At 71.7% G+C, this 10,664-nt stretch carries 12 protein-coding genes and 1 pseudogene; 9 read left to right on the forward strand and 4 right to left on the reverse strand.

The features are described 5' to 3' along the window. Positions 1-37 precede the first annotated feature (37 nt). The 6 genes and pseudogenes from ligD (Ade02nite_RS32550) (at position 38) to Ade02nite_RS32570 (ending at position 3,561) form a co-directional block, all read left to right on the forward strand. Positions 38-988: a non-homologous end-joining DNA ligase gene (gene ligD, locus Ade02nite_RS32550; RefSeq protein ID WP_203772234.1), complete on the forward strand. Its 951-nt coding sequence runs from the start codon at positions 38-40 to the stop codon at positions 986-988. Continuing rightward, on the forward strand, positions 978-1,889 hold the full coding sequence (ligD, locus tag Ade02nite_RS32555) for a non-homologous end-joining DNA ligase (protein WP_203772236.1): 912 nt from the start codon (positions 978-980) through the stop codon (positions 1,887-1,889). The genes ligD (Ade02nite_RS32550) and ligD (Ade02nite_RS32555) overlap by 11 nt, the downstream gene beginning before the upstream one ends. 172 nt (positions 1,890-2,061) lie before the next feature. Beyond that, the gene (locus tag Ade02nite_RS32560) at positions 2,062-2,403 is read left to right on the forward strand and encodes a hypothetical protein (protein ID WP_203772238.1); all 342 of its coding nucleotides are present in this window, start codon (positions 2,062-2,064) and stop codon (positions 2,401-2,403) included. 47 nt (positions 2,404-2,450) lie between these two features. After that, positions 2,451-2,765 (forward strand): annotated as a pseudogene (locus Ade02nite_RS51095) (hypothetical protein); the annotation flags it as partial. A 59-nt stretch (positions 2,766-2,824) separates the two neighbouring features. Then, positions 2,825-3,160 carry a PadR family transcriptional regulator gene (locus Ade02nite_RS32565; protein WP_239169228.1) on the forward strand — a complete coding sequence of 112 codons (336 nt, stop codon included), beginning with the start codon at positions 2,825-2,827 and terminating at the stop codon, positions 3,158-3,160. Continuing rightward, positions 3,157-3,561: an HAAS signaling domain-containing protein gene (locus Ade02nite_RS32570; RefSeq protein ID WP_203772242.1), complete on the forward strand. Its 405-nt coding sequence runs from the start codon at positions 3,157-3,159 to the stop codon at positions 3,559-3,561. Before Ade02nite_RS32565 ends, Ade02nite_RS32570 begins: the two co-directional genes overlap by 4 nt. On the opposite strand, the gene Ade02nite_RS32575 is transcribed toward Ade02nite_RS32570, so the two are convergent. The 3 genes from Ade02nite_RS32575 to Ade02nite_RS32585 are packed head-to-tail and all read right to left on the reverse strand — an operon-like array spanning position 3,551 to position 8,368. Next, positions 3,551-4,183, reverse strand: a complete 633-nt coding sequence (locus tag Ade02nite_RS32575; protein WP_203772244.1) for a maleylpyruvate isomerase family mycothiol-dependent enzyme — start codon at positions 4,181-4,183, stop codon at positions 3,551-3,553. The two genes, Ade02nite_RS32570 and Ade02nite_RS32575, sit on opposite strands and share 11 nt — an antisense overlap. Positions 4,184-4,220: 37 nt before the next feature. Beyond that, positions 4,221-5,882, reverse strand: a complete 1,662-nt coding sequence (locus Ade02nite_RS32580; protein ID WP_203772246.1) for a DNA repair helicase XPB — start codon at positions 5,880-5,882, stop codon at positions 4,221-4,223. Positions 5,883-5,929: 47 nt separating this feature from the next. Further along, positions 5,930-8,368, reverse strand: coding sequence for a helicase-associated domain-containing protein (locus Ade02nite_RS32585; RefSeq protein ID WP_203772248.1), 2,439 nt, complete (start codon positions 8,366-8,368; stop codon positions 5,930-5,932). Between the two features lie 96 nt (positions 8,369-8,464). Between Ade02nite_RS32585 and Ade02nite_RS32590 the strand changes: the two genes are divergently transcribed. From Ade02nite_RS32590 to Ade02nite_RS32600, 3 genes are read left to right on the forward strand one after another with little or no spacing between them, the layout of a single operon-like run. After that, the gene (locus Ade02nite_RS32590) at positions 8,465-8,668 is read left to right on the forward strand and encodes a hypothetical protein (protein WP_203772250.1); all 204 of its coding nucleotides are present in this window, start codon (positions 8,465-8,467) and stop codon (positions 8,666-8,668) included. Then, positions 8,665-9,288 (forward strand): HAD family hydrolase, encoded by a 624-nt coding sequence (locus tag Ade02nite_RS32595; RefSeq protein ID WP_275409960.1) that lies wholly within the window; start codon positions 8,665-8,667, stop codon positions 9,286-9,288. Before Ade02nite_RS32590 ends, Ade02nite_RS32595 begins: the two co-directional genes overlap by 4 nt. 50 nt (positions 9,289-9,338) lie before the next feature. Continuing rightward, complete coding sequence (locus tag Ade02nite_RS32600; protein WP_203772254.1) at positions 9,339-9,725, forward strand: cold-shock protein; 387 nt, start codon at positions 9,339-9,341, stop codon at positions 9,723-9,725. Positions 9,726-9,727: 2 nt separating this feature from the next. On the opposite strand, the gene Ade02nite_RS32605 is transcribed toward Ade02nite_RS32600, so the two are convergent. After that, positions 9,728-10,603 carry a 1,4-dihydroxy-6-naphtoate synthase gene (locus Ade02nite_RS32605; RefSeq protein ID WP_379036794.1) on the reverse strand — a complete coding sequence of 292 codons (876 nt, stop codon included), beginning with the start codon at positions 10,601-10,603 and terminating at the stop codon, positions 9,728-9,730. Between the last annotated feature and the right edge of the window lie 61 nt (positions 10,604-10,664).

Genomic DNA, 10,664 nt, shown 5'->3' on the forward strand with positions numbered 1-10,664 from the left:
CCTGCGTAAGGTGTTCGATCCTGCCTATGGTGATCGGGTGCCCGGTGCGCCGCTGTCTCCCATGCTCGCCACCGCCGGCGCGCTGCCGGCCGGGCCGGAGTGGAGCTACGAGTTCAAGTGGGACGGGGTCCGCGTACTCGCGCTCTTCACCGGCGGTCCACCCGACCTGTTCGCGCGATCCGGTGCCGTGGTCACCGCCGCCTACCCGGAGCTCGCCGGCCTGCACCTGCCCGACGGCACGCTGCTCGACGGCGAGATGGTGGTGCTCGACGCGAAGGGCCGCCCGTCGTTCACGGCGCTGGCCGAGCGCATGCACGTCCGCGACCGCACCAAGGCGGCCCGGCTGGCGGCGACCGTGCCCATCACGTACATGATCTTTGATCTGCTCTATTACGACGGCATGGACTACACCGGCCTGCCCTACCTCGCCCGGCGGGAGAAGCTCGAAGAGCTCGGGCTGTCCGGGCCGCGCTGGATGGTGCCGCCCGCCTTCGGCGACGGGCCGGCGACCGAGGCCGCCGCCCGCGAGAACAGCCTGGAAGGCGTGGTTGCCAAGCGCACCGACTCGGTCTACCTGCCCGGCACCCGCTCACCCGACTGGATCAAGGTCAAGTTCGACCGGACCGGCGACTACGTGATCGGCGGCTGGCGCGCCGGCGCCCGCAAACTCGGCGGCCTGCTGGTCGGCGTGCCCACCCCGGACGGGCTGGCCTTCCGCGGCCGGGTGGGCGGCGGCATCGGGGCGGTGGCCGAGAAAGAGCTGCTGTCGAGGCTCGAGCCGCTGGCCGTACGCGAATCGCCCTTCGCGCACGCGGCGGTGCCCCGCGAGGATTCGCGAGGAGCCCACTGGGTACGACCGGAGCTGGTGGTCGAGGTCCGCTACGGCAACCGCACGCCGGACGGGCGCTTGCGCTTCCCCCGGTTCCTGCGGTTGCGTGACGACAAGACACCGCAGGAGTGCGCGGAGGAGGACGAGGATGGCCGGTGAGCGGTTCCCGGTCTCGATCGACGGCCGCGACCTGGAGCTGTCCAACCTCGACAAGGTGATGTACCCGGCGGCCGGCTTCACCAAGGGCGAGGTCATCGACTACTACACGCGGATCGCCCCGGTCATGCTGCCGCACCTGGCCGGTCGCGCGGTCACCCGCATCCGCTACCCCAACGGCGTCGAAGGAGCCCACTTCTTCGAGAAGAACAAGCCGGGGGGTACGCCGGAATGGGTGCGTCTGGAGACGCTGCCGGTGCCCGGCTCGACGAAGAGCCGCGAGACGATCGACTTCGTCGTGGTGGACGAGCTGGCGACCCTGGTGTGGCTGGCCAACCTGGCGGCGCTCGAACTGCACACACCCCAGTGGCGCATCGGCGAGAATCCCGACCTGCTGGTGGTCGACCTGGACCCGGGAGCGCCGGCGGCGCTGCGCGAATGCTGCGCGGTGGCGGTGCTGATGCGCGACCGGCTCGCCGACGACGGCGTACGGGCGTACCCGAAGACGTCCGGGAAGAAGGGCATGCAGTTGTGCTGCCCGATCTCGGGGACGCAGGACTCCGAAGTGGTGTCGGCCTACGCCAAGAAGGTCGCGGAGGAGCTGGCGGCGATGGTCCCCGGCTCGATCACCGCCAAGATGGCGAAGGCGATCCGCCCCGGCAAGGTCTTCATCGACTGGAGCCAGAACGCGGCGGCGAAGACCACGGTGACGCCGTATTCGCTGCGGGCCCGCGAGGAGCCGACGGCCTCGACCCCGCTGACCTGGGACGAGGTCGAGGCGATCGCGACGGGGGACGAGGAGGCGCGGCAGTATCGGGCCGAGGAGGTTCTGGAGCGGGTCGAGGAGCACGGGGATCTGCTCGAGGACTTGCTGGAGGAAGGGCCCGTGCTGCCGGCCGCGTGATTGGAACGTGGTAGCGCACCGTGCTTCGTCACGGCATAGTCAGGCCTCGAATCTCACCAGCCGGGTCGGGCTTACATTCGAGGTCTTGAGAACCATCCGGTAGAGATCACTTACGCGCGTATGACGGCAGCCACCGCCGACTGGATCATCACGTCGTCAAGCGGCTCGGGACATGTTCTCTCTTGGGCTCTACTCATACGAGTTGATCGCCTGCTCGGCCTCATGGTCCATCACAGCTGTTGAGGCTGCTCTCAAGCTCCGGCTCGATGCCGGGTCCAAGCCGTTCCAATGGCTGATCGAGCTCGCCATCGAAAAAGGCATGGTCAGCGCTTACCTCGGGGACATCCTCGACGCCGGCAGGCAGATCCGGAACCGGTTCGTCCACGAGGGCCGTCAGCCGATCTGGACTCTCGGCATGGCCAGCTCGGTCATCGGGAGTTCCTTCAAGATCGTGGCCGAGCTCTACCCCTCGCCGGAGTCCGACGGCCGGCTATCTCAACCTCGGTCGACCTGACACACCGTGCTACCGCGGGCCGCTGGAGGCGTGGGCAGTCATGGGCGATGGCGATCCGCCGATTCGGCTGCCGCGCTCCGCCGACCTGGCCGCGTTCCGAGAGGGAGGGGAACCCTGCCGCGCTGCGGTGGGCCGAGCTCGATCTGATCGGGCGTGCGGCGGCCGTGGTCGATCCGGCGCTTCGGCATCCGGGGCCGGTGCTGGCGCTTGCGGGGCGGTTCGTCGTTCTCGGGGCGGGCGATGACGATGACCTGGACGCGATCACGCCGATGATGGACGCGGCGGTGACTTTTCGTTCGCGGCCTGGGAGAAGCTGCTGGCCGCCGCGGAGGCCACGCTGGCGGCGGGGAGACTGCCCGAGCCGATCGCGCTGGAGTGAGGGCGGTGGACCTACCTTGCGTCGCAAGGTACCGTGTGGCGCATGGGAGAGTTGTCGACCGGGCTGCGGCGGGGGACGCTCGAGTTCTGTGTGCTGGCGATGGTCGAGGTCGAGGACCGCTACGGCAACGAGATCGTGCGCCGGCTTGGCGACGAGCCCAACCTGGCGGCCGGCGAGGGCACGATCTATCCGCTGCTGTCGCGCCTGCGCCGGTCGGGGTGGCTGGAGAGCAAGTGGGTCGAGTCGCCCTCGGGGCCGCCCCGGCGCTACTACGGGCTGACCGCGGCCGGGCGTTCGGCGCTGGAGCACTTCCGCAGCGAATGGGTTTCCTTTCGACAGACCGTGGACCGACTCGTGGGGACCGGTGAGACCGCATGAAGACCAGCAAAACCGACGTCGTCGCCGAATACCTTCGCGAGGTTGATCAGCGGCTGGCCGGGCTGCCCGTGCTCCAGCGCCGGGAGCTGCTCGCCGATCTGGCCGCGCACATCGCCGCCGAGCGCGAGGAGCGCAACCTCAGCGCCGAGGGCGAGGTGATCGAGGTTCTCGAGCGGCTGGGCAGCCCCGAGGCGATCGCCGCCGCCGCGCACGAGGAGGCCGGCACGCGGCCGGCACCGCCCGCGAGGACGACCAACTGGGTCCTCATCGGCCTGGTCGCGGCCGGGGCGCTGGTGGTCCTCTTCGTGCTGTGCGGGTTGGTCTTCTTCGCGCAGGGGAGCAGCAGCGACGACGCGCCGGCGCCGCAGCGCACGGCCCCGGTGCCCACGATCACCGGCTGAGTCGCAGGCGCTCGGACAGCCCGGCCGCACCCTCACCGGACAGCGACGGCAACGCCACCTGACGGCCCGTGGCGACCAGCAGGAGCGCGGCCATCGGGCCGTGCACCTCGGGGCCGTCGCCGTGCGCCCAGTCGATGTCGGTGGCCGTCAGCCGGAAGCCCGTCAGCACGCGGGTCGACGGCAACGGGGGTGGCCAGCGCATCGTGAGCACCCGGGTGGTCGCGGCCGCCGCCGCGGCCGGGGGCATGTCGTGCCGGCGGCCCAGCGGCAGGGCGATGTCCTGGGTGTGGACGAGCACGTCGATCAGGGTCTCGAGCTTGGTGACGCCGATCGAGTGGCGGTGCCGCGGCGCCGTCTCGCGGATCTCGGCGACGATCTGGGCGGGCGACCGGGCGGCGGCCCGGCGGCGCGCCGCCTCGCGGGTGGTGCGGGCCATGCTGCCCTGCCAGGCCCGCATCACGCCGACCGCGTCGGCGATGCCCAGCTGCTGCATCGTCATGTGCGCGGCCACGTCGTGGACGGTCCAGCTCGCGCACAGCGAGGGGCGGCTCCACTCCTCGGGCGACAAGGAGTCGAGCAGGTCGGCGAGGGCGAGCCGCTCCGCGACGATGACGTCCCACACGACGGTCAAGATACGACCGCCGTGTCCAAGAGCACTATCAGTCGATCTGGGGAAGTGGCGGGCCGAGCACGTCGTCGGCGTCGACGATCGTGTACGCGTAGCCCTGCTCGGCGAGGAAACGCTGCCGGTGCGCCGCGTACTCGGTGTCGATGGTGTCGCGGGAGACGACCGTGTAGAAGTGCGCCTGCCGGCCGTCGGCCTTGGGGCGCAGCACCCGGCCGAGGCGCTGGGCCTCCTCCTGGCGCGAGCCGAAGGTGCCGGAGACCTGGATCGCCACCGCCGCCTCGGGCAGGTCGATCGAGAAGTTGCCCACCTTGGAGATGACCAGGGTGCGCAGCTCGCCCGAGCGGAACGCGTCGAAGAGGCGCTCGCGCTCCTTGTTGGTCGTCGAGCCCTGCACGATCGGGGCGTCGAGGTAGTCGCCGAGCTCGTGGAGCTGGTCGATGTAACCGCCGATGACCAGCACCTGCTCGCCGGGGTGCTTGTCGACCAGGGCCCGCACGACCGGCAGTTTGGTGCGCGCGGTGGCGGCGACGCGGTAGCGCTCCTCGGCCTCTGTCACCGCGTACGACATGCGCTCGGCCTCGGTCAGGGTGACCCGCACCTCGACGCACTCGGCGGGCGCGATCCAGCCCTGCGCCTCGATGTCCTTCCACGGCGCGTCGTAGCGCTTGGGGCCGATCAGCGAGAAGACGTCGCCCTCGCGCCCGTCCTCGCGCACCAGCGTGGCGGTGAGGCCCAGCCGGCGGCGGGCCTGAAGGTCGGCGGTGAACCGGAAGATCGGCGCGGGGAGCAGGTGGACCTCGTCGTAGATGACCAGGCCCCAGTCGCGGGCGCCGAACAGGTCGAGGTGGGTGAAGGCGCCGCCGCGGCGCGACGTGAGCACCTGGTAGGTCGCGATGGTGACCGGGCGGATCTCCTTGCGCTCGCCGCTGTATTCGCCGATCTCTTCCTCGGTGAGCGACGTGCGGGCGATCAGCTCGCGCTTCCACTGCCGGCCGGCCACCGTGTTGGTGACCAGGATCAGCGTGGTGGCCTTGGCCGTGGCCATCGCGGCCGCGCCGACCAGCGTCTTGCCGGCGCCGCAGGGCAGCACCACGACGCCGGAGCCGCCGGCCCAGAAGCCGTCGACCGCCTCCTGCTGGTAGGAGCGCAGCGTCCAGCCGTTCTCGGCCAGGCTGATCTCGTGGGCCTCGCCGTCGACGTAGCCCGCCAGGTCCTCGGCGGGCCAGCCCAGCTTGAGCAGCGCCTGCTTGAGGCGGCCCCGCTCGGACGGGTGCACCACGATGGTCTCGTCGTCGATCTTGGCGCCGAGCATGCCGGCGAGCTTCTTCGACTTCGCCACCTCGACCAGCACGATCCTGTCGAGGCCGCGCAGGACGAGGCCGTAGTTGGGGTCGTTGACGAGCTGGAGCCGTCCGTACCGGTCCATGGTCTCGGCCACGTCGACCAGCAGCGCGTTGGGCACCGGGTAGCGCGAGAACTTGATCAGCGAGTCGACGACGCTCTCGGCGTCGTGGCCCGCGGCGCGGGCATTCCACAGACCGAGGGGCGTCAGCCTGTACGTGTGGACGTGCTCGGGGGAGCGCTCGAGCTCGGCGAACGGCGCGATCGCCATCCGGCAGGCCTGGGCGTCCGGATGGTCGACCTCGAGGAGAAGTGTCTTGTCGGATTGAACGATCAGCGGTCCGCCGCTCACGTGCACACCCTCCGGAGAGCAAACAACGACCCTCCAGTCTGACACGCTCACTCGTCCTCGGGCACCGCCGCCGTGATCCGGTGGAGCGCGAAGGTGTGCAGCGTCTCGGTGCGCTCGTCCTCGGCCCGCAGGTATCCGGCGCTCAACGAGACCGGCTTGACCAGCCGCGACAGCGTCGCACCGTGCGAGTCGACATAACCCACCCAGACGCGGGCCTTCTCCCGTACGGCCTGTTGCAGCACCGCCATCGCCTGGCCGTGCTGCTGCACCGGGGTGAGGCCGCGCACGCCCTGCCCGTTCGCCGCGCGCACCCCGACCGGGGCTCGCCGCGCCGCGCGGGTCGCGATGTCGCCACGGCGGATCTGCTCCACCACGCCGGCCAGCCGGGGCCCGGCGAGCGTGGGCGGCCCGGCCTGGTCGGCCGCTCGGGCCGCCACCGACGTACGGGTCGGAGCACGGCGCACCTTGGGCCGGCTCAGCACGGCCGACCCGCCCGCGTCCTCGGCGACCGGTGCGAACCCGGCGTCGCGCAGCCCGCCCAGCAGCCGCGCCACCTGGAGCGGGCTGACCAGCACGGTCGGCGCGATCTGCCGCAGCCCCAGCGCGCCGAGCCGCTTGTCGGCCAGCACCTCGGCGATCAGCGCCTCGTCGTCGCTGCGCAGGTAGGACCCGGCGGACCCGGCGCGCAGGCCGCCGTGCTTGCGGGCGGCGTCGTCGATCATGTAGGTCAGCGTCTGCGGCACCGGCGTGCGTGACCGGCGCCGGAAGAGCGCATGCAGGTCGGCGGCCGTGTAGCCGACGTCGAGCGCACGCCGCACGCTGGCCGTGGTCACCCGGAAGACGCTCGCGCCGCCGGCCGACTCGGGCTCGGCGACGACGTCCAGCTCGGCGGCGAGCTCCGGCTCGGGCGGGCCGGGCACCACCACCGACAGGTCGGCCTGCACCAGCACGTGGTCGACCGGGGCGGGCAGCAGGGCGTCCAGCGAGCGGACCGCGTCGCCCGGCGCCTCGGCCGAGACGGCGGGGCGCACGCCGAGCGGATCGCTGTCGTCGATGTCGGGGTCTTCGAGCAGGAGGCGCCCGTACGAGGTGATGGCGCCCAGCGCGGTCACGCCGAGCTGAGCGGCGCCGGACAGCGCGTCCCGATGCGCCGCCTCGCGGCCCCGGGACCGGCGCGGGCTCTGCCAGGCGAGCAGGCCCAGCACCTCGTCGACGGCGGGCGCCGTGCCCGCTTCGAGGTCGGCCAGCACGAGCAGGGCCTCGCGGCGGGCCTGCGGGGCACCGGCGCGCTCGGCGTCGGGCGCGAGCGCGTTGATCGGCCGGTCGCGCTCGTCGCGCTGCCCGACCAGGCCCGGCTGGCGGGTCATCATCAGCCACGCGCGGGCCAGCGCCGTCCAGCGCTGGGCGATGCTGAGGGCACGCCACAGGTCGTACGCCCCGGTCGGCAGGAAGATCTCGTCCACCGGACCCGTGGCGCGGCTCACCGTGACGGAGCGGCCCGACCCGGCGACGTCGCTCTCGCCGAGCAGGCCGGCCGCGTGCGTGATCTCGAGCAGCAGGGCGGCGCCCGCCTCGTCCAGGCCGGCCGTGCGGGCGAGGCGCTTGAGGTCCCGTACGCCCAGGCCACCGGCCCGAAGCACCGGAGCGGGCTCGGCGGCGAGCGCCTCCAGCAGGGCGTCCGCGCTGCGTACCGCCTCCATGGCCTGACCCGCCCCGGCCGAGTCGACCGACTTGGGATCGCGGGACGTGCCCTCGGGCAGTGGCGGGAACGGCCGCAGCGGGCCCAGCGGACCGGTCTCGCGGCGCAGCAGCATGCCCACCTCGCGGGGCAGCTCCACCAGCTCGCCGTCGGGGCGCGGGGCGCGGCCGGCCTCGCTGATCGGCACCAGGATGTGCTGCTCCACCAGCCAGCGCACCGGCTCGGCGACCTCCGCCACCGAGCCGCGGCCCAGCGCGCCGACCGGCGGCCCCGCGGCGAGCCGGTCGAGCACGGCGCGCGCACCCGGCGGGGCGGCCAGCACCGTACGGCGGAGTTTGGCCCTGTCCGCGCAGAGCGCGGCGGCGCGCGGATCGAGGAAGTCGGCGGGGCGGCCCAGGCCCGCCGGATAGGGCGAGGTGACCTCGTCCACGGCGCCGGTCACCTCGAGCGCGTCCTCGGGGCCGTGCAGCAGGAAACGGACGCGGAGGCGGTCGATCGCCACCCGGACGTCGTCGGCCGCCACCCCGGTGGCCAGCTCGAGGATGGCGCCGACCGAGGTGAGGGCGGTCTCGGGCGAGCGGCTCAGCCGGGCCGCGTCGAGGATCTGCAGGGTGAACTCGTCCAGGCCGTCGAGGCAGCGGGCGACGGAGCCGCGCGACTGGGCGCGAACGGCGAGGGCGGTGACGTCGGCGGGGACGGGCACGACGAGGTCCGGGCGCAGCTGAATGAGCGCGCCCAGAGCTTCGTCGGTGAGTGACCGGAGTTGATCGGCGAATGTGGTGGCCATCGTGTTCAACGCTAGCCGCCGTGGGACGATATTGAAGGGACCAGCCCGGCGGGCTGGCTCACTACCTCTCTCGTTGGACGCATAAGGGGAACACCAGTGGCCGCTCAGAACAAGTTGCCGGGTACCGCCGTCGAGGGTGGCGCCGGTCCGCGCCAGACCAAGTCGGCCGCGCCCCAGGGCCACATGCACGTCTCCGAGATCGTGTCGGACCGCGCCGCCGCGCCCTCGCCGTTCGGCGACGACCAGACGTTCCCGCTGCCGGTCAACCGCCTCAAGTACATCCCGTCGACCCCCGCGTGAGGGCAGCGGTCGGTTTCGATCTGGACATGACCCTGATCGACTCCCGGCCGGGGATCCGGGCGGCCTACCGGGCGCTGACCGACAAGACCGGCGTGTACGTCGACGCCGACCTCGCGGTCACCCGGCTCGGGCCGCCGCTGCGCACGGAGCTGCGTCACTGGTTCCCGGCCGAGCAGGTCGAGGAGGCGGTCACGACGTACCGCGGGCTCTATCCGGACTACGCGATCGCGCCGACCGTGCCCACGCCGGGCGCGGACGAGGCGCTCGCCGCCGTACGGCAAAAGGGTCTGCGTGTCGTCGTGGTCACCTCCAAGCTGGGCAGACTCGCCGAGCTGCACCTCACCCACCTGGGCATGGCGGCCGACGAGCTGGCCGGCGACCTGTTCGCCGAGGGCAAGGCGGCCGCGCTGACCGAGCACGGCGTGCGCTGGTACGTCGGCGACCACGTGGCGGACATGGTCGCGGCCCGGACCGCCGGTGTGCCCGGCATCGGGGTGGCGACCGGTCCCTGCTCGGCGGAGGAACTGCGCGAGGCCGGCGCGGCGTACGTCCTCGACGATCTCACCGGGTTCCCGGCGCTGCTGGACAAGATTGCAGTTGGGTCCGGGCCTGCCACTTAAGTAGCCTTGCCGTGAGCGGATGTTTCCATTGAGTGAAGTTGAGGTCAGCGGTGCCCACGGGTCGAGTGAAGTGGTACGACGCGGCGAAGGGATTCGGGTTCGTCACCAGCGATGAGGGCGGCGACGTGTTCCTGCCCAAGGGCGCGCTGCCGGCCGGTGTGGCCGAGTTGAAAACGGGGCAGCGGGTCGACTTCGGCCTGGTGGACAGCCGTCGTGGTCCGCAGGCGATGGGCGTGAAGCTGATCGACGCGCCACCGTCGCTGTCCGAGCTCCGCCGCCGCCCGGCGGAGGACCTGCACAGCATGGTCGAAGACATGATCAAGGTGCTCGAGTCGCAGGTACAGCCCGGGCTGAGCCGCGGGCGGTACCCGGACAAGCGCACCGCGCAGAAGATCGCGCAGCTGGTCCACGCGGTGGCGAAAGAGTTCGAGATCTAGTTTCAGACGAACGGCTTCACGGACGGCGTCAAACCCGCCGCCGCCGCACGCTGCAACAGGGCGTCGGCGGCGGCGAGTCCGTCTTTGCCCAGCTCGAGGGTGAACTCGTTGACGTACAGGTTGATGTGCTGCTGCACGACGTCGGGCTCCATCTCCTGAGCGTTGGCGAGGATGAAGTCGCGGCTCGCGTCCGGGTTGGCCCACGCCATGCTCACCGAGTTGCGGATCCACTCGGTGGCCTCGGCCGGGTCGACGGCGCCCTTCTTGGCGAGGATCGCGCCGAGCGGGATCGGCAGGCCGGTGTCGGCCTCCCACCACTCGCCGAGGTCGACGATCGAGGTCAGGCCATAGCGCTGGTACGTGAAGCGCGCCTCGTGGATGACCAGGCCGGCATCGTACGTGCCGTCGGCGACGCCCGGCATGATCTGGTGGAACGGGACGACCTCGATCCGGCCCGGCTGCTTGTCGGCGGCCCAGAGGCGGAACAGCAGATAGGCGGTGGTCCGGTCACCGGGGACGGCGACGGTCTTGCCGGTGAGGTCCCCGTTCGCGATCGCGTCTTTCGCCAGGACCAGCGGGCCGCAGCCCCGGCCGAGGGCGCCGCCCGTCTCGAGCAGCTCGTAGTCGTCGAGCAGCCACGGCAGGGCCGCGTAGCTCACCTTGATCAGGTCGAACTCGCCCCGCTCGGCGGCCGTGTTGGTGACGTCGACGTCGGCGAAGGTCAGGTTGACCTCGGGTGCGCCGGGGATCAGCCCGTGCACGAGAGCGTGGAAAACGAACGTGTCATTGGGACACGGGGAAACCGCGAGTGAAAGCGCCACGTCCACCACGCTAAAGGCGGGAGCGGTGCAGAGCGCCGCACGACGCCTGTTTCCAATCCCACACCGAGCGCCACATGTCCCTCACGCTCGCGATATGCAACCCGAGCGGGAAGCGTCA

Source organism: Paractinoplanes deccanensis (assembly GCF_016862115.1).
GTDB lineage: Bacteria > Actinomycetota > Actinomycetes > Mycobacteriales > Micromonosporaceae > Actinoplanes > Actinoplanes deccanensis.

Coding starts and splice junctions, on each gene's coding strand:
- ligD (WP_203772236.1), top strand. CDS start 978: ATGGCCGGTGAGCGGTTCCCGGTCTCGATCGACGGCCGCGACCTGGAG.
- Ade02nite_RS32560 (WP_203772238.1), top strand. CDS start 2,062: ATGTTCTCTCTTGGGCTCTACTCATACGAGTTGATCGCCTGCTCGGCC.
- Ade02nite_RS32565 (WP_239169228.1), top strand. CDS start 2,825: ATGGGAGAGTTGTCGACCGGGCTGCGGCGGGGGACGCTCGAGTTCTGT.
- Ade02nite_RS32570 (WP_203772242.1), top strand. CDS start 3,157: ATGAAGACCAGCAAAACCGACGTCGTCGCCGAATACCTTCGCGAGGTT.
- Ade02nite_RS32585 (WP_203772248.1), bottom strand. CDS start 8,368: ATGGCCACCACATTCGCCGATCAACTCCGGTCACTCACCGACGAAGCT.